The organism is Dyadobacter sp., assembly GCF_017744695.1.
Lineage (GTDB): Bacteria > Bacteroidota > Bacteroidia > Cytophagales > Spirosomataceae > Dyadobacter.
On record NZ_JAGIAS010000005.1, the window covers coordinates 214,925 to 234,012 of the forward strand.

The 19,088-nt window shown below is 50.4% G+C and carries 16 protein-coding genes; 12 read left to right on the plus strand and 4 right to left on the minus strand.

The annotated features are described in order from the left end of the window. The first annotated feature begins 26 nt into the window (after window positions 1–26). Window positions 27–320, plus strand: a complete 294-nt coding sequence (locus J7619_RS19315; protein WP_229210898.1) for a GNAT family N-acetyltransferase — start codon at window positions 27–29, stop codon at window positions 318–320. 11 nt (window positions 321–331) lie between these two features. Here J7619_RS19315 and J7619_RS19320 read toward each other — a convergent pair whose 3' ends face one another. Further along, entirely contained in the window at window positions 332–2,734 is a 2,403-nt protein-coding gene (locus tag J7619_RS19320; RefSeq protein ID WP_291202225.1) for a PAS domain-containing protein, read from the minus strand. A gap of 183 nt (window positions 2,735–2,917) precedes the next feature. Here J7619_RS19320 and J7619_RS19325 point away from each other — a divergent pair, with 183 nt between their 5' ends. After that, window positions 2,918–3,559, plus strand: coding sequence for a DUF1080 domain-containing protein (locus J7619_RS19325; protein ID WP_291202228.1), 642 nt, complete (start codon window positions 2,918–2,920; stop codon window positions 3,557–3,559). A gap of 43 nt (window positions 3,560–3,602) precedes the next feature. Here the strand turns inward: J7619_RS19325 and J7619_RS19330 are convergent, their stop codons facing one another. Further along, entirely contained in the window at window positions 3,603–4,085 is a 483-nt protein-coding gene (locus J7619_RS19330; RefSeq protein WP_291202231.1) for a DinB family protein, read from the minus strand. A gap of 128 nt (window positions 4,086–4,213) precedes the next feature. Between J7619_RS19330 and J7619_RS19335 the strand changes: the two genes are divergently transcribed. The 10 genes from J7619_RS19335 to J7619_RS19380 all read left to right on the plus strand — a co-directional run bounded on the left by J7619_RS19335 (window position 4,214) and on the right by J7619_RS19380 (window position 17,569). Next, window positions 4,214–5,593: a Gfo/Idh/MocA family protein gene (locus tag J7619_RS19335; RefSeq protein WP_291202234.1), complete on the plus strand. Its 1,380-nt coding sequence runs from the start codon at window positions 4,214–4,216 to the stop codon at window positions 5,591–5,593. Window positions 5,594–5,669: 76 nt separating this feature from the next. Then, window positions 5,670–6,530 (plus strand): esterase family protein, encoded by an 861-nt coding sequence (locus J7619_RS19340; protein WP_291202237.1) that lies wholly within the window; start codon window positions 5,670–5,672, stop codon window positions 6,528–6,530. A 5-nt stretch (window positions 6,531–6,535) separates the two neighbouring features. Then, the gene (locus J7619_RS19345) at window positions 6,536–7,321 is read left to right on the plus strand and encodes an SDR family NAD(P)-dependent oxidoreductase (protein ID WP_291202240.1); all 786 of its coding nucleotides are present in this window, start codon (window positions 6,536–6,538) and stop codon (window positions 7,319–7,321) included. Between the two features lie 567 nt (window positions 7,322–7,888). Beyond that, window positions 7,889–11,119 (plus strand): TonB-dependent receptor, encoded by a 3,231-nt coding sequence (locus J7619_RS19350; protein WP_291202243.1) that lies wholly within the window; start codon window positions 7,889–7,891, stop codon window positions 11,117–11,119. Between the two features lie 10 nt (window positions 11,120–11,129). Beyond that, entirely contained in the window at window positions 11,130–13,010 is a 1,881-nt protein-coding gene (locus tag J7619_RS19355; protein WP_291202246.1) for a RagB/SusD family nutrient uptake outer membrane protein, read from the plus strand. 251 nt (window positions 13,011–13,261) lie between these two features. After that, window positions 13,262–13,606 (plus strand): hypothetical protein, encoded by a 345-nt coding sequence (locus J7619_RS19360; RefSeq protein ID WP_291202249.1) that lies wholly within the window; start codon window positions 13,262–13,264, stop codon window positions 13,604–13,606. 112 nt (window positions 13,607–13,718) lie between these two features. Further along, the gene (locus tag J7619_RS19365; protein WP_291202252.1) at window positions 13,719–15,437 is read left to right on the plus strand and encodes a PQQ-dependent sugar dehydrogenase; all 1,719 of its coding nucleotides are present in this window, start codon (window positions 13,719–13,721) and stop codon (window positions 15,435–15,437) included. A gap of 107 nt (window positions 15,438–15,544) precedes the next feature. Beyond that, window positions 15,545–15,907 carry a hypothetical protein gene (locus J7619_RS19370; protein WP_291202255.1) on the plus strand — a complete coding sequence of 121 codons (363 nt, stop codon included), beginning with the start codon at window positions 15,545–15,547 and terminating at the stop codon, window positions 15,905–15,907. 35 nt (window positions 15,908–15,942) lie between these two features. After that, window positions 15,943–16,647 carry a hypothetical protein gene (locus tag J7619_RS19375; RefSeq protein WP_291202258.1) on the plus strand — a complete coding sequence of 235 codons (705 nt, stop codon included), beginning with the start codon at window positions 15,943–15,945 and terminating at the stop codon, window positions 16,645–16,647. A gap of 13 nt (window positions 16,648–16,660) precedes the next feature. Beyond that, complete coding sequence (locus J7619_RS19380; RefSeq protein WP_291202260.1) at window positions 16,661–17,569, plus strand: hypothetical protein; 909 nt, start codon at window positions 16,661–16,663, stop codon at window positions 17,567–17,569. Here J7619_RS19380 and J7619_RS19385 read toward each other — a convergent pair whose 3' ends face one another. Together J7619_RS19385 and J7619_RS19390 are read right to left on the minus strand one after the other, a co-directional pair. After that, entirely contained in the window at window positions 17,570–18,295 is a 726-nt protein-coding gene (locus tag J7619_RS19385) for an esterase family protein (RefSeq protein ID WP_291202263.1), read from the minus strand. It lies immediately after the preceding gene. 15 nt (window positions 18,296–18,310) lie between these two features. Next, on the minus strand, window positions 18,311–18,928 hold the full coding sequence (locus J7619_RS19390; protein WP_291202266.1) for a GDSL-type esterase/lipase family protein: 618 nt from the start codon (window positions 18,926–18,928) through the stop codon (window positions 18,311–18,313). Window positions 18,929–19,088 lie beyond the last annotated feature (160 nt).

Consider the following 19,088-nt stretch of genomic DNA (forward strand, 5'->3'; position numbering starts at 1 on the left):
ACGTAACGCACTTTAAATAAAAATTTATGGCAGAGATCAAATTCAAGCTCGATAACCGTCGCCGTGGGGCCTTTTATGTCGAGGAAGATGGCAAGCAGGTCGGCGAAATGGTGATCGGGTTGAGCGAAACCACTTTGACAGTGTACCATACCGAGGTGGATCCGGCGATGGAAGGTCGCGGGCTGGCGCGCAAAATGCTCGACGCGATGGTCGCCTACGCGCGTGAGCACGGGTTGCAGGTGCTGCCGCTGTGCGAATACGTGCACGGACAGTTCCGCCGTCATCCCGAAGAATTTGCAGATATCTGGCAAAAAAGATAAGCCAGGTCGTCTCAGCGCGGTTGCGGAAGGTACACGATAAATGTGGCGCCCTTTCCCGGTTGACTCTGTGCAGTAATATAGCCGTGGTGGTTTTGAACTACCTTTTTGCATAACGCAAGGCCAATGCCCGAGCCGGAAAATTCGCTACGTCCGTGCAGCCGTTGAAACATCTGGAAAATGCGGTCGAGGTAAATCTCGTCGAAGCCAATGCCATTGTCACTCACTTCCAGACGGATGTACCGGTGGTCGGGCAAAAGTTTGGGTAGCGTTACCTTCTCGGCCTCGTCCACAACCCGGGACGATAGCCGGATAATTGATTGCTGGTCGGGTAACCGGTATTTAACCGCATTGCTGATCAGATTTTGCATAAGCTGCGCGAGTTGCGAGCCATTACCCCAGACGACAGGCAGGTTTTCGACGATGATATCGGTCTTTTGTTCCTGGATTGATATTTCCAGGTCTGCCAGCACCGAATGCACGATTTCATCCAGCCGCACTTCCCCAAATTCGCCTTCGCGCGTTGTCAGCCGGGAATAGGCGAGCAAATCGTCGATCATGGCCGACATCCTTTTCGAGGCATCCTGAATGCGGTTCAGCATGTATTTGCCATTGTCATCGAGCTTTTCGGAATAGGTCGAAAGCAAGCGTGAGCCGAACGACTGGATCTTCCGGAGCGGTTCCTGCATGTCGTGGCTGGCCGCGTAGGCGAATTGTTGCAGGTTGTTGTTTGAATTGACCAACTCAATGTTGGCCTGATGCAGCTCATCCGTGCGCTGGCCCACACGCCTTTCCAGCTCGCTGGCCAGTTGCCTGTACCGTTCTTCGCTTTGTTCGAGCTCCTGCCGGGACATTACCTGCTCGGTCACGTCCACGGCCATATCCAGGATAGCATATACTTCGCCCCTCGAATTTTTCAGGGGTTTGTAGGTGTAATCATAATAAAATGTTTGCAGCCGGCCATCAACTACCAGGTCGGCTCTCGCTCCCTGCTCCGAATGCGCTTCGCCGGTTTTGTAAATGCGGTCCAGGATGTCGAGAAACGGCTGGCCTTCGAGTTCGGGCAATGCTTCCCGAAGCGGCTTGCCTATTACCCAGCGTCCTTTTCCCCATACTTTGAGCATCGCTTCGTTCGGAATATCGATGACCATGTCTTTTCCTACAAACAATGCGGTAGCCACTGGTGCTTGCTCGATCAGCGTCCGCAAATGCTCTTCATTCACTTTTAGTCGCTGCTCTGATTCAATGCGGTCGGTGATGTCCATCACAATGCCGGACAACGAAATCGCTTTGCCCATGCTGTCGTACAGATATCGCCCCAATACCCGCACCCAATGCACGGTAGCGTCGTTCCAGATAAACCTCGCCTCATAGCGTAGCTCTCCATTGCCTTCCGCTTCGGCATAGGCCTGATTGCGGATGCCGACATCGTCGGGGTGAAGACTTGCAAGGAGAATATCACGCGTCATATTAGCCGATTCACTACCGGTGATAATCCGTGCCATGGTCGGGGAATAGATAATCTCGTTAGTGGCAAGCGCCACCATAAACGATCCCGCTCCCGAGCCTTCGATGGTCATGGCAGCCTGCTGATCGGCCCAGGCAATTTTTTCCTGGCCGGTAACCTCCGACGTGATTTCGCGGGAGATGCCCGAGAAGCGGTAGGGGGTTCCGGACTGATCGAAATATGCCTGGCCCGTGCAATGCAGCCAGCGGAGTTTCCGGTCGCTGGCACCGATAACCCGGTACCGGACATCATAAATGGCTCTCACCGCCGGGTCGAGCGCACGTTCGACGGCCTCTACTACCCTGGCACGGTCGTCGGGATGGATAAATTGGATCAGGCCCTCGTAATGCATTTCCGCATCGGTCGGGTGGCCATAAAGCTCTTTACAACGATCGTTGAGCAATGCTGTTCGATCGGTAAGATTAAGGTTCCAGGTTCCCAACTGGGCCGCTTGCATCGCGAATCGGAGACTTTCCTCGCTTTCTTCCCTGGCTTTGTCTGACCGTAGCTGCTGAGAAATGTCCATCATCGAGCCCACCATCCGCACGGGTTTTCCCTCACCCTGAATCGTGTATCCGCGGTCGTGCACATGGGCATAGGAGCCGTCGGCCCGGCGGAACCGGTAGAAATCCGACCAATTACTTTCACCCTTTTCGATGATCCGGTAAATTTTTTTCACTACCCGCTCCTGATCGTCGGGGTGGATGCGGTCGAACCAGGAGTTGGGGCCGCTTTCGATTTCCTCGGGGCGGTACCCGAAAATTTCCTGCATACCCTCATTCCACCAAACCGTACCCCTGGCCAGATCCCAGTCCCAGATCACGTCATGGGTAGCTTTTGCCACAAGTTTAAACCGTTCGATCGCCAGGAGCAGATCGTTCTTAGGTTCGTTCAGGGTAGTGTCAGTCATTGGTAAAAACTTGCTCAGGGTTACGTATGCGGCATTTAGAGGCAGGCACACGGTGTAAAAATACGGATATTAGACTAAAAGCAATGGCGGGTTACTTGTCGCGGCCCATTCAAGTAAAAACCTCCCCGAAATCGCTTTTTACATCATTAGAAAAAAGCATACTAGCACCAAACCGACCGTGCCATGAGGAAACTACCATTCTATTTCGCTTGCGCTGCTGCCTTGGCATTTACCGGATGTATCATGATCCAGCCTTCGAAAAAGCCGGTTTCGCTTTTCGATGGAAAATCTTTCCGGGGATGGGAGGGGGATACTATCAAAACCTGGAAAATTGAAAACGGCAGCATCGCAGGTGGCTCGCTGGAAGAGAATGTGCCGCATAACGAATTCCTATGTACGCGCAAGGAGTATTCGAATTTTATATTGAAGGTTAAATTTAAACTGACCGGCCATGAAGGCTTTATCAATACCGGTGTTCAGTTCCATAGCGTGCGGCTACAAAATCCGCCCTACGAAATGACGGGTTATCAGGCCGATTTGGGTGATAAATACTGGGCGAGCCTGTATGATGAATCGCGGCGCAACAAAACATTGATTGCGCCCGACTCCGCATTGGTTGAGAAAATCGTCAAACGAAACGATTGGAACAACTACGAAGTACATAGCCGGAACGGCCACATCCAGCTTTTCCTGAACGGCACAAAAACGGTCGATTACACCGAACCCGATAAATCCATACCGCAAAAAGGATTGATAGGCCTGCAAATCCACGGCGGCGGAAAGGCGAAGGTGTTTTACAAGGATATTATCATCGAAGAGCTTTAATGCAAAACCGGCAGCATTGGGTGCCGCCGGTTTGGTTTTGTCATTACTTCCAGATTCCCAGTAAGCGCCGGGCTACGATGATCTCGGCCAGGTGGTACGAGTTATGGTCGGCAATCAGCATGGCTTCGCGGACGATATTCTGCCCGCTACCCCACGGTAACGGACTGAAAAGGTCTCTCCTGTCATTCTGCAGCAGCTTGAAAAAGCGTTGTTGGTCATCGTTAATTTCCTTCAGGCTTTCCTCCCATTGTTCGTCGCTCACATTGTCCGTTGGCTCGGGCCAGTACTCGTCGGGCCAGATGAGTGTTTTGTAATCCTTTGAAATCGAAAAGTCGACAATGTCTTTTTGGGCGATCCGGATGTGCTCCATAAGCTGCCAGATACTGTACGGCAGGTTGTCGGGGATCACGGCGCGCATGTTGGCCGGGATACCGGCAAGCGCTTCATCGAGGGTCACGTGTGCGTTTCCGCCCCTGATGAGGTCAGTCAGTTCATTAATCAGTTTTTTTCGCTGGTCGGCGTGCATGGAACATTAGTTATTAGTAGGGTGGGGAATTCATCGGCAAAATGTACATATTTTTAATTTACCTGCGCAACAAATCGTGAATTGATTAAATTGGGTGGTCATCTTCTTAAACCTTTGAAATTCTTCAAATGAAGCCTAATCGACGTAGTTTTCTCAAAAATGTAACAGCCGCTTCCGCTCTGTTAGCCACGGAAAGCATTGCCAAGCCTTTTCACATTATTAAGGACCTCAAAAAAATCAGTCCCAATGACAAGATCCGTTTCGCCACGATCGGAATGGGTATCCAGGGACACAGTGACACCAAGGCTGCGTTGCGCAGCTCGCAGGATGTAGAATTCGTTGCTGCTGCCGATTTGTACGACGGGCGACTGACCCGCGTGAAGGAACTATATGGAAAGGATATTTTCACCACGCGCGACTACCGCCAGATCCTCGAAAGAAAGGATATCGACGCGGTTCTCGTCGTAACTCCCGACCACTGGCACGACCATATTACCAAGGCCGCATTGCAGGCCGGTAAGAATGTGTATTGTGAAAAGCCGATGGTACACCATATCAATGAAGGCCTGTCGGTGATCGATGCCTGGAAGAAGTCCGGCAAAACAATGCAGGTCGGCAGTCAGCGGATCAGCTCTGCTTCTTTTAAGGAAGCGAAACGCCTGTTCCAGGCGGGCGAGATCGGTGAGATCAACTATGTAGAATCCAATAACGACCGTTTTAATGCCATCGGCGCATGGAACTATTCCATTCCGACCGACGCTTCGCCAAGCACCGTCGACTGGGATACTTACCTCGGCGACGCGCCCAAGCGTGCATTCGATGCGAAACGCTTTTTCCGGTGGAGAAACTACCAGGATTATGGTACCGGCGTGGGGGGCGACCTGTTTGTACACCTTATAACAGGGGTGCATTTTGTGACCAACTCGCTTGGTCCCGAGCGCGTGATGTCTTCCGGCGAGCTTAGCTACTGGAAAGATGGTCGTGATGTGCCTGATGTCCTTGTGTCGATCCTGGATTATCCCAAAACCGATATTCATGCCAATTTCCAGATGGTACTTCGCGTGAACTTTGCGAATGCGGGCGCCATTGCGAACAACACCCGTATCATCGGTACCGAAGGGCAGATCGAATTTACCGAAAACAACCTGGTGCTTACGAAAAAGAAGTTGCCGAAAGCGCCCGGCATGGGAGGGTACGACAGCTTCAATACCTTCTCGGAGGCGCAGCAGAAGGAGTTTAAGAAACAATATGATGCCCAGTACCCGGAAGACACCCGGAGGGCTGAGCCGGTAAAAGAGGTGCGGTTCGAAGCGCCGAAAGAGGATGATGCGCATGCCAACCATTTCAGGGATTTCTTTGAAAACGTGAAGAAAGGCAGTGTCGGCACGGTCGAAGACCCGGTATTCGGCTTCCGTGCGGCGGCTCCGGTGCTGGCGTGTAATGAAAGTTATTTCAGCAAAAAGATCGTCCATTGGGACCCTGTGGCAATGAAAATGAAGAAGAAATAAAAACCTTCATACCGGGCGGGAGATGCACAACATCTCCCGCTTTTGTTATTTCAACCCAAATCCAACTGTTTCTGGTATGAAGATCATTGCTACGATTGCGTTGGCCGCAATGCTGGCCGTCCCGGCGCTTGCCCAGACGGGGAAGGTGCTCGATAATCTTTCGTTACCCTCCAAGGTGCTCAAATCCGAAAGGAAGTTTGCTGTTTACCTGCCGCCCGACTACGCGACCTCCGAGCGGAGCTACCCGGTGATGTACCTGCTGCACGGCGCCGGCGACGATCATACCGGTTGGGTGCAGTTCGGCGAGGTGCTGCACATTGCCGATAAGGCCATTAGCGAGGGCAAAGCCACACCGATGATCATCGTCATGCCGGATGCGAATACCGGAAGGAGAGGGTATTTCAATGATGTAAAGGGCGACTGGAACTACGAAGACTTTTTCTTCACCGAACTGATGCCTTATGTCGAAAAGAAATTCCGCATTAAAGGTGAAAAACGGTATCGTGCCATTGCCGGGCTTTCGATGGGCGGCGGCGGGAGCTTCATGTACGCATTGCACCATCCTGAATTGTTTTCATCGGCCTGTCCGCTCAGCGCGTCTATGGGCCCTATTACTCTGGAAGACGCCAAAAAGAATCTCATCAGAAACAACCCGAATATCGCCGACTCAACGGTAGAAAGATATTACAACCGGCATAGCGCGCTCGCATTGATCAATAACATTGCCGACGATCAGAAAAAGGCTGTGCGTTGGTACATTGATTGCGGCGACGATGATTTCCTCTATGAAGGGAACAGTCTGGTCCATATTGCATTGCGTAAGAAAGAAGTTCCGCACGAGTTCCGTGTACGCGAGGGCGGGCACACATGGACCTACTGGCGCGAATCGTTGCCGGAAGTACTGGCATTCGTTTCCCAAGCATTTCATCAGTACTGATCGCCATGGTACAGGACGTTTTACCGGGCATCAAACAGTTTGACCTTACAGGAAAGGTCGCCATTGTCACGGGCGGCTCCAAGGGGCTCGGGCTGGCCATGGCGGCCGGCCTGGCCTCTGCGGGCTGCGATATTTTGCTGGTCAACCGGAGTGCTGTCGATGGTGAGCGGAGTGCTGCGGAGCTATGCATTTCGTTCGGGACGCGCGTGCTTTCCTATGCGGCTGATATTACCAGCGAAGCGCAGGTGCATGCGATGGTGGCTTTTGCCCTGGAAAGTTTCGGGAAAATCGATATACTCATCAACAGCGCGGGAATCAATATCCGCGGGCCGATCGACGAGCTGTCGACGACGGATTTCAAGCATGTCATGGATGTGAACGTGACCGGTACCTGGCTGGCATGCCGGGCCGTGACACCGCATATGAAGGCGCAGCACAGCGGCCGCATTATCAACCTCGCAAGTACGCTGGGGCTGGTAGGGCTCGCCAATCGTACGCCTTACACCGCCAGCAAAGGGGCCATCGTGCAAATGACCCGTGCATTGGCATTAGAACTTGCACCGTTCGACATTATGGTGAACGCCATATGTCCGGGCCCGTTCCTCACCGAGATGAATATTCCGATCGCCGAGAGCGACGATGCCCGTGATATTATCCTCGGCGCTACTGCCCTCCGCCGCTGGGGCCATTTGCATGAAATACAGGGCGCTGCCATATTTTTGGCCAGTGATGCGGCCAGTTATATGGTAGGTTCTGTCCTCACAGTCGATGGCGGGTGGACGGCCCGTTAATCACTTTTTAATCTCATAAAATGTAATTTTTAAAAGATTGAATCGTTTAAAAGGGCCCGTTTATGAGTAGGTCTGCAAAAATCAGATAAGTTTCTGCAAAATTGCTATTAATATCTTCATAAATGCCGTTTCCATGCAATGGGAGCGGTTTTTTAATGTCCGTCCAACTAGTTGCTGCGTATAGAGACCGGTTAAGCGTATACGTTAAGTAACTAGTGGTTATTTTTCAAGAAAACATATTCAGAAAGCATGAATGCTTGTTTATGTAAATAATTTCATATCTTTTTGTACATCCGGTTACCCATACAGTCCACCTCGGTATTGCCGGATTACAAAATATAACATTTTCGAGTTTATCTCCCCTGTCAAGTATAAATAAATCGCTCTCCGGTTACGAGCGATAATTTGAAAATAGGACTTTTAAAATTATTAGTAAGATAAATTGTGTATGGTAGACACTTCTCTGACTTGTTGAAAAACAAGGGCTTATGTATGAAACCCAGTTGTAATATCTTTTCATTTTTTTATAATTTTTTTAACTATCTACTATCTATCTATACTTAATCTATGATGATTTCTGAACGGGAAAAGTACCGGAGCCTAACACGGTATTTTTACTCCCTTCTGTTGACCCTGTTGGTCATGACCGGTGCGTACGCTCAGGATGTAACGGTGAAGGGAAAAGTGAATGATGAGCAAGGGCAGGGGCTGCCCGGCGTGAGCGTCCTGGTGAAAGGGACGTCGACGGGCACAGTGACGGACGTTGAAGGGAACTACACAGTGAATGCGCCGGGTACGGCAACGCTCGTGTTTTCTTTCATCGGGTACATTACGCAGGAGATTCCATTGGGCAACAAAACGAGCCTGGATGTGAAAATGGCAACGGACACCAAAGCACTTGACGAGGTCGTGGTCGTGGGTTATGGTACTGCCAAGAAAGCAACCCTGACCGGTTCGGTAACAGCCGTGAAAGGTGCTGAACTGCAAAAGGCTCCTTCTACCAACCTTTCCAATACGCTGGGCGGTCGTTTGCCGGGTGTTTCGGCGGTGCAGTCGAGCGGTGAGCCAGGTTATGACGGTTCGGCGATCCGTATCCGCGGTACCAACTCACTGGGGAACAGCAATGCGCTGATCGTCGTGGACGGTGTTCCTAACCGTTCCGGTGGTCTCGACCGTTTGAACCCTGCCGACATTGAGAGTATTTCGGTACTGAAAGATGCGGCTGCGGCGATCTACGGTTCACGTGCGGGTAACGGGGTTATCCTGATTACCACCAAACGTGGAAAGAGCGGTAAGCCACAGCTTTCATACGACCTGAACCTCGGTATGGGCCAGCCTACGCGCACACCGAAAATGTCGAATGCTGCTGAGTATGCCACTATCCGTAACGAGTTGCAGATCTATGACAACCTGCCGGTTAATCAATGGACAGGTGCATTGCAGGGTTTCAATACCAACGGCGCTTACACCCGTACCGACAACGGAAACGTGCTGAGCGCGGTGTTCACCCCGACCGACCTTCAGAAGTTCCGCGACGGCTCCGACCCGCTGATCCACCCGAATACCGACTGGTATGGCTCGGTGATCCGCAAATGGTCTCCGCAGCAGCGCCACAACCTGCAATTGACAGGAGGTAGCGAAAACATCAAGTACCTTGCTTCGTTGGGCTACATCAACCAGGAAGGTAACTATGTGAATTCGGCCACAGGTTACAAGCAATACGACATGCGTGTGAACCTCGATACGAAGATCAACAAATACGTGACCGCGAAGCTGGGCGTAGTGCTGCGCGAGGAATTCCGCCGCTTCCCGAACGGTGGTGGCGCGGGAGATATCTTCCGTATGCTGATGCGCGGTAAACCGACCGAAATCGCGATCTGGCCGGACGGCCGGCCGGGTCCGGATATCGAGAACGGACAAAACCCTGCGGTAATCACGACCAACACGACTGGTTATAACAACGACAAACGTGATTACATCCAGACCAACGGTCAACTGGATATCGATGTGCCTGGCGTACCGGGGCTGAAGGTAACGGCAATGGCAGCGGTGGATAAGCAAATGCGTCGTCAGAAGTCATTCCAGAAACCCTGGACACTTTACTATTGGGATAAGAAGACCTACGAAGAGGACGGCGTAACGCCATTCCTGACCGGAACCGTTCGTTCGACCTTCAACGATCCTCGTTTGACAGAAACTTCTTCTCAGGAGCTTTCGATCCAGCTGACTGGACAGGCTTCTTACGAGAAGACAATCGGCGCGCATAATTTCAATGCCATGGTAGGTATCCAGCGTGAGACTGTGGATGCCGATGGCTTCTTCGCATACCGTCGTTACTTTATCTCTCCGGTAGTTGACCAGCTTTTTGCAGGTGGTACGCCTGAGCAGAACATCGGTAACTCAGGTACCAACAACGGAGACCTTTACAAGCGTGCACGTTTGAGCTACTTCGGTCGTGTGGGTTACAACTACAAGGAAAAATACCTTGCCGAATTCCTGTGGCGTGCGGATGGTTCATATGTATTCCCGAAAGACGGCCGTTTCGGTTTCTTCCCGGGGGTTTCGGCGGGATGGCGTATTTCTGAAGAAGGTTTCTGGAAAAACAATATCCACTTCGTGAACAACGTGAAATTGCGTGCATCGTGGGGACAAATGGGTGCAGAGCCTTATTTGCTCGGTACAGAAACATTGGCTGAATACCAATACCTGAACACCATGGGCTTCGGTACCTACATCATCAATGACCAGGTGGCCAAAACTTTGCTCGAAAGCCGTGTAGCAAACAATACCTTCACGTGGGAGGTTGCTAACAACTCCAACTTCGGTATCGAAGGTACTTTGTGGAAGGACCGTATCGCATTTGAAATCGACTACTTTATCAATAACCGTTCGAAGATCCTGATCCCTAAAACCGGTTCAACTCCTTCCAGCGCGGGTATCGATGGCAAGCTTCCACCTCAAAACCTTGGAAAGCTGCAAAACAAAGGGTTTGAATTCAAAGTTAGCTACGACGGAAGCGTTGACAACTTTACCTACTCAGTGGGTGTGAATGGTGGTTATGCCAAAAATACGATCAAGTACTGGGATGAAACGCCCGGTGCTCCTTCCTACCAGCGCACAACCGGAAAGCCTTACCAGGCATTCCTCGCTTACCAGTATGATGGCGTTTTCGCGGACCAGGCTGCGATCGATGCAAATACCCTGGATTACAGCGGTATTACGGGAACACTTCGCCCGGGTGATATGAAGTTCAAGGATATTAACGGCGATGGTAAAATTACCGCTGACGACAAAGTTCGCTCGGATAAAACAAACCGTCCGCAGTTCACCGGTGGTGTGAATATCAACCTTGGCTACAAGGCGTTCGATTTGGCGATCCTCTTCCAGGGAACACTGGGTGGGTTGCAGTACATCGGACAAACAGAGTCGGGTGACATTGGTAACTACCTGCAATATGCGTACGACCACCGCTGGACGATCGACAACCCAAGCTCGACCGACCCACGCCTGGCTAACCGTAACAACACGTATTATACCAACTTCGACAACGCAGGTGCAAACACTTACTACCTGAAGAGCAATAACTATCTGCGTCTGAAAAATATCGAATTGGGCTATAACCTGCCTTCGGAAATTGGTTCGAAAATCGGTGTAGGCAACCTGCGCGTGTATGTGAACGGTTTGAACCTGATCACCTTCGACAAGATCAAGATCTGGGACCCGGAAGCGACTTCTACCAACGGACAATACTATCCGCAGTCGCGAGTTCTTAATGCAGGTGTACGTGTAACTTTCTAAGATTTAAAAAATGAAACTGAGTTATAAAAATTGGATTTTTCTGGCGGCGCTGGCCACATCCGGGCTCGTGTCGTGCGACACTGACTTTCTGGATGTAACGCCGCCCACCGAAATCCCTACCGACGAGGTGTGGAAGGATGGTGCTTTGGCCGAAGGTTTTGTGACAGGTATTTATCAAGGGCTTCAACAAGGCGGTTTCAGCGAGCAAATGCTGGCGTCGCTGACAGACGAAGCGGTATTTACCCACACAGGTCGTAACATTAATACGATAAATGAAGGTAGTTTGAGTCCTTCCAACCTGGGTTGGGTGGATGATACCTATGGATGGGGACCCATGTATACCCGTATCCGTGCGACCAACCAGGCGATTCAGAATTTGCCGACTGCTACTTTCGCGGATCAGACTTTGAAGGACCGCTTGAAAGGCGAGGCACACTTCATGCGTGCTTATTACTATCAGCAGTTGGTGCGTTACTACGGTTCGGTACCTCTTATTACGAAAGTGTATGCGTTGAATGAGGATTACTCTGTGGAACGGAATACTTTCGAAGAATGCGTGAAGTTCATCGTAGCCGATTGCGACAGCGCTGCCACATTGTTGAAAGGAAAGACTGAGCAGAAAGGCCGTGCTACGGAAGCGTCAGCATTGGCATTGAAGTCCCGGATTTTGTTGTACGCTGCGAGCGATCTGCACGACATTCCTACCGCAAAGGCGAAGTCGGCGTTGTTTGCTGCTTATCCGAAACCTGAGTTCCTGGGTTATGTCAGCGGCGACCGCAAAGCACGCTGGACGGCCGCACAGGCTGCTGCGAAAGCTGCGCTGGACGCGAAACCAGGTTATAAACTTAACCTGACGGCTCCCGTTACCGCAGAGCAAGGCAAGATTAACTATATCTCGATCGCCATGGGCGGATACAGTGCCGACAAATCCCTGGATGCTACCGGTGGCGACGATATTATCTTTGGCCGCTATTTTACAGCCAGCCAGACTTCGGATGGTGCACGCCAGACTGGTTTGAACAACGGACCTAACGGCTATCACAACTGGGCTGGTAACACGCCGATCGGTTTGCTGGTAGATGATTATGAAATGATGGACGGGACGCCATTCGCATGGACGAACCCTAAGCACAAAGCGAATCCTTACGTGAACCGCGACCCGCGTTTCTACGCAACCGTGATGTATGATGGTGCCAACTGGAAACCGCGTCCTTCCGATGCGAAAGACCCTGCCAACCAGATTCAGACCGGTGCTTACGACTTGCTCGACGAGAAGGGCACGTTGTTTAACCGCAAAGGACTGGATACCCGTAGCAGCTCGATCGAAGACTGGAATGGAAGCCGTACCGGTTACTACATGCGTAAGTTCATCGACCCGAACCCGTCGCTGTACGATAACACCGACCGCCAGAATATTCCATGGCCGTTCTTCCGTGTAACCGAAGCAGCATTCAACTACATCGAGGCGAGCATTGAATTGGGCCAGGATGCCGTTGCTTTGGAATGGCTGAACAAGATTCGTTTCCGCGCGGGGATGCCTGCATTGAAGGTTTCAGGTGCGGCTTTGAAAGAGGCTTACCGTCATGAAAAACGCATTGAAATGGCTTACGAGGAGCAGCGCTACCACGATGCACGTCGCTGGATGATCGCTCCGACTACTTTGGGCCGTTCGCTGCAGTTCATTACCGTGATCGGTAAGTTCAAGCCAGGCAAGTCGATGAAGGAGCCGTATCACTACGATCCGACCGTTTACGACTACACCTACACACCGACCGAGGATAAATCGCACGAAAACCGTACTTGGGTGGATAAGATGTATTTCCGTCCTTTCAGCCGCGACGAAATCAACCGTAATGCGAAGCTGATTCAAAATCCGGGTTACGACAAGTAACAGATTTTGAACAAACTACCTGATAAACTGCCCGTGCTGTCACAGTACGGGCAGTTTTCTTTTTTGAGGTTTTTTGAAGACAAATTCCCACAAAACGTGGATTTAGGTAAACACTATTAAACTAGTGGGATATTTGCAATTTACTTAAAATCAGTTAATTGTAAACTTTGGCATAATCCTGTTGAAACAAACGGGCACAGTGCGAATGCACGAGGTCAAAAACATTAATAGTTGTCTAAAAAACAAGGATTATGAAAAAGCTAGTAGTATCGGCATTTGCCCTGGCGCTCATCTCGTTTACTTCCGTTCAGGCCCAGACGGCCAGTCAGGCGACAGCTGATCATTCAGCGCATCAGGAAGCGGTGGCACAGAAAACAACGAAGGCAGACCAAAAAGAGAAGGTGGCCGTGAAACCGGAAGATCTGCCGGAAGGAATTCAGAAAACAATCAAAAGCGACGACTTTAAGGGCTGGACGGTGAAGAAGGCATTTCTGGTAACCGAGCCCGACAAAGCCCAATATTATGAACTGCAAGTAGCGAACGGCAAGGAAAATGCCCTCGTGAAACTCGATAAAGACGGAAGAAATGTAGGATAACCATAGTATTCCTTCATTATTCAGTGACTGAGCCGGAGCGATCCGGCTTTTTTTGTTTCCGGGCCGGTTGCTAACTTTGACATCATATCTGAAATACCTAACCCATCATTGAATGACCTTAGCTTTACGTTCTTTTGGTTGCATTGCCGCAGCTTCACTTCTCCTGTTTAGCTGCGCGGGCAGAAAACAATCCACACCTTCCGGCAGCCAGCTTGCGGGCACCGATTCGCAGGGCAAAGAGCTTTTTACTACGCATTGTGTTTCCTGCCATGCCATGGAGCAGGAGGAAATCGGTCCGCGCCTTGGCGGGGTTACCCAGGTGCTTTCGGAGAAGGAGCTGATCGCGTTTATTAAAAATCCGAACCATGCGATCGAGTCCGGTAATGCGCGGGCGGTGAGCCTCTCGAAGCGGTACAAGATGATTATGCCGCCATTCGATTTTTTGAAGGACGAAGAAATCCGTTCGATCCTACGCTACATTACTTCGGAGACGAAAGCGCACAATATAGCCCCGCTCGAAGTGAAACTCGATACGGCTTCGAATGCCCGCCTGGCGCAGCCCGTGATCAAGACCGGGTTGAGAATAGAACTGGAAGACTTTGTGACGATCCCGCCATCCAGCGATAAAATGCCACGCACGCGTATCGCGAACATGCGCCCGCACCCGTCGCAGGACGGCACGCTGTACGTCAGTGACCAGCGCGGCCTGATTTACAGGATCAGCGGAAAGGATGTGACGGCTTTCGTGGACCTACGGAACGAAGTTGAAAATTTCGTCAACGAGCCTGGGCTGGGTACCGGCCTCGGTAGCTTCGCATTTCATCCCGATTATCTGCAGAATGGGTTGATCTACATTACCCACACGGAGGCTCCCAAGGGAAAACCTGCTGACTATTCTTACGATGACTCCATCAAAGTGGCATTACAGTGGGTGGTTTCGGAATGGAAGATCGACGATGTCAAAAGCCCGGTCTTTAAAGGTAAGCGACGGGAGTTGCTTCGAATCAATGTACCCAACGTGGTGCATGGTACGCAGGACATTGGCTTCAATCCCGAGGCGGCCAAAGGAGACAGGGACTACGGCTTATTGTATATAGGTACCGGCGACGGCGGTTCGACGATCAGCAAATATCCTCAGCTGTGCCACAACCTGCATTCATTGCTTGGTACGATCATCCGCATCGATCCGCTAGGGAATAACAGCAGAAACGGGCGTTACGGTATTCCTGCCGACAATCCGTTCGTGAACGAGAAGGGCGATGTTTATAAAGAAATATTTGCCTATGGTTTCCGTAACCCGCACCGCTTGGCATGGCATAATGGAAGGTTGTTCAGTGCCGAAGTGGGCGAGTCGAATTTTGAAGAAGTGAACGTGATTGTGAAAGGGGGCGACTATGGCTGGAATGTGCGCGAAGGGAATTTTGGTATTTCTTCCAAAGACCTCAAAAATGTGTATCCCGTGCCTGCGACTGAAACCGGGAAATTCGAAATGCCGTTTTTGCAATACGATCATATCGACGGGAATGCCATCAGCGGCGGGTACGTTTATGAAGGCCCGATAGCGGCTTTGACCAATAAATATATCTTCGGGGACATCGTCAATGGCCGTATTTTTTATGCCAATATCGATCCGCAATTGAGTGACCACTCGGTGTACGAGCTGATGATTGCCCGGGACGGAAAAGACACAAACCTCATCGAAATGTCGGGTTCTAAGCGGGTTGATATCCGCATTGAATACAACCGCTTTACCAGGGAGTTGTACATCATGACCAAAAGTGACGGTAAGATCCGGCGGGTGAGCAAAGCATATACGTTAAATCAGCCCTAAGGGCGCTAAATAGTTTGTAATGGCCGATAAATAATTGAATTGTCCTGATTTTCAGTGGGCGTTGTTTCTTTGCGGCCCTCATTAAAACGAAAATCAGGACATCTATTATGGCCAATGTTAAAACAGTACTCGACCAGTGGTCGGTAAAAGATCTCGAAGACAATTCCAGTATTAATGTACTCGTAGAAGGCTGCACGGAGCTCGGTAATAACGCACAACCGGGCGTGCAGATCATTTGCATGGGGCAATACGTCACCTACGAACCCAACATTGTAGAGCAATGGGCTTACAAAGCCGGCAAGAAAGGCATTTCCGAATACTTGCTGGAAGACAAATCCTGGACTTATCATGAGGACCAGTATGTGAAGTACTTCCTGGTGCTGGGCAGCCCGCTCAAAGCACGCATTATCGTAAAAACGCGCAGCTCGAAGCCCAATACAAGGGAATATGACCTGCCTTTCGAAGTCTGATTCGGAATAATCACTCACACACACATCTTACAGAAATGATCAAGTTCACCTACCTCGCATTGCTGGGTATTTTCTCCATCATTTTTCTGATTGCGGTAGTCTACTACCTCCTGAAACCTACCCCGGCCGGCGACAGTTCGGTGGGGTGGGCGCTTGGGATCTTCTACCTGGCCGGGTTGCTTGGCGTAGTGCTTCTGGCCGTCCTGTTTTGGAAAAACAAGGCCATTGGCCTGGCGATTCTCTGCATTCCGATGCTGTTTCTTCTGTTGCCGGCTATCCAGCGAGGAGCGAGAGATTTGTATGCCTGGTTTCCTGCTCAAAAGCGTAGCCCGCTGACATTACACATTACCAACAACACGCCGGCGCTCGTCAACGTCAAGTTGGAATGTTGGTTCGGTAAAAAGAACGGTGCACAGCAGTCTCTTTACAAAACACTGGAATTTACTTCAAAGCCGCTGGCGGTCGACCGGCACGTGCTTTCGGACTATGACGCGCAGTTGCTTTCATCGAAGTCCGCATTTGTACGGCTGGTATTCTTCGAATGCTTGCAACAAAGTGGTAACGGCTACTCATTTGTCCGCGAGGTGCAGCCCTGCATGCAGTACCACGATGTGCCGGTCGAGGATTTTCGGGTGAAAGATTACCTGATCGCCATTGATGGCGAGAAGAACTCGGAGGCATTTCAGGCGGAGGTCAGAAGGTTGAAAACGGATAGTCTTTACACGAACGGAGTGTTTTGAAAATCGGAATTTTATGAAATTGAACTTATCGAAAATAATACCTTCGCCGCTCGATGTGCATTTACAGCTGGCATACGCGCTGGAAAGCACCGGCGCTTTTTTAATGGCCGACCGATGGAAAATACTGCTTTTATGGCCCAATGGCTCCACGGAACTGATCTGGCAAACTACCGACGAGGATGTCGCATACAAATGTAGAGGCTTTTTCGACGACAGGCTCACCGACTCGCTTTACGACGAAATCAGGAAGTTGAGAAATGGCTTTCGGTTGCTTTCAAAAGAAGATTATCAGCGTATCGAGGCATCTGAACTTTACAAAACAACCAACACGCTGCCGATACTTCTGGAGGCGCATGATGGAACGTGGATTGCTCTTGGGGGAAAGAAATTCTCGATTTTGAAATTGAACGAAGGACATGTCGACGAACTTGCCACAACGAAAACCAAAGGCAAGGACCCGATTTGCCAGGCTTTGCACCCCAGTCAGAACCTGATCGCTTACGGAACCAACTACGGTGAACTATTTGCCCAGCCATTTGACAGGACCCAGTTTGGAAAAACGATTAAAATCGGGCAGCTTCCCAACACTTGTTACCAGATAACTTTTACGGAGGACGGCAAAAGAATGTTTGTAGGAGGCCTGGGTTACGTGAAAGTGTTTGACTACGACGGCAAAGGTTTTACGGAAATTGCATCGATTTCCTCGGCACTGAGGTCCTTCGAATTGGTGAAAGACTACCTGGTACTCAACAAGGGAATGCATGGCATCGATGTCATAAATGTAGCAGATAAGCCGCAGCGGGTGAGTTCAATGGATTTGCCATTTTCAATCGATAAAATGTTCTGCCTCGCCCGGCAAAAAACCTTTTTGCTGACTTCCGGATCCACGAACGAATGGGCATTACTTGACTGGACGGCGTAACTACAAGTAAATCTTCACCATTTCGCGCCAGTACCTCGGCCGGTGCGCCTCATCGTCCCAAATGTAAAATTGGTGCGGCACGCTGAGCTGATGCAGCGAATCGCTTAAATGTCGGTTATTGTCCAGAAAGGTGTCCTCGCGCCCGATCACGAGCGTGATTTCCATTTCCCTCAGTTGTTGAAGCAACTTGGGGTCTGAAATGCCCGGTACAAAGTGGTTAGGCATGTTGTAATAGATGTTTTCATCAAAATACCCGTCAAACAAGTCGGCGAAATAGGGTAGCGGCTGCGTGAGATCGTAGCGCGCGCTCATGCCAACGACTTTGGTAAAAATGTCGGGATGCTTGAATGCGATATTCACCGCATGATACCCGCCGAGGCTGCAACCGGCCGCTATCAGTTCACGTTTTTTGTTCTGTGTACGGATAAACGGGATTACTTCTTCCAGAATGTATTTTTCGTAAAGTATATGGCGGGCAATGCGCTGCGGCGGTGGTGAATCGGAATAAAAACTTTCGCTATCGATGCTGTCGACGCAATAGACCTGTATGTAACCGGCGTCGATCTTCTCTTTCATGGCGTCGATCACCCTCCAGTTTTCAAAATCGTAAAAATGGGCTGAGCGTGTCGGGAAAAATATGACGGGTGTTCCCGAGTGACCGAATACAAGCATTTCCATTGACCTGCCCAAAATCGGACTACACCACTTGTGGTACGCTCTTTCCATAGCAAAGAGGTTTGTTTAAGAAGTTTTTTGAAGTGCCCCGTTAACGGCGTATAAGTTTTCACTGATCACTTTCTTCCAAATTGCGTACCCATCCGCGCTCAGATGCAGTCCATCCGCCTCAAAAAGCGACTTGCGCGGATAGCCCTGATAGTTTACCATCAGCGGGAAAATATCGATATAATGCTGCTGCGGGTCCTTTTCGATTTCCTCGCGGATCAACTCATTGGTTGCTCTGATGGAAGCGATAATGTCCCATCGCTGCAAGCTGGGTTTGATCGACACAAAAAAGCAGGGAATATCTCCGAAACGCGCCCGGATCAGGGTAATGAGCTGGCGGTAAAACAGCAATACTTCGGTCGGATGACGACCATCGCCCAGGTCGTTGTCACCCGCGTAAATGACTATGCGCGCCGGGGCCGTTACGGTGGTCATAATACGTTCGAAAAACCAAACGCAAGCCGCCAGCGTCGAGCCGCCGAAGCCCAGGTTAATGGGTTTCAGTTCAGCAAAATCCTGGTACAAACCCGTCCACAATGTAAAGCTCGAACTTCCGTAGAAGATCGTATCTGGTTCATAGTTTAATGTGGATCGTTCTTTTTCGACTCTTTGTACTTCCTCTTCGTACCAGACCATATTTTCCTGATTTTCGGTATCTCGCTGATTTTGGGCGTTCAACTGTAAAAATAAGTACGGGAAATTAACATATGGTTAAATAATGGTCACCGGAATGAGAATTATCACAAAATCAGGCAGATCGTCGTCGGAGTACTACAAGAAATATAATTTTTTATAA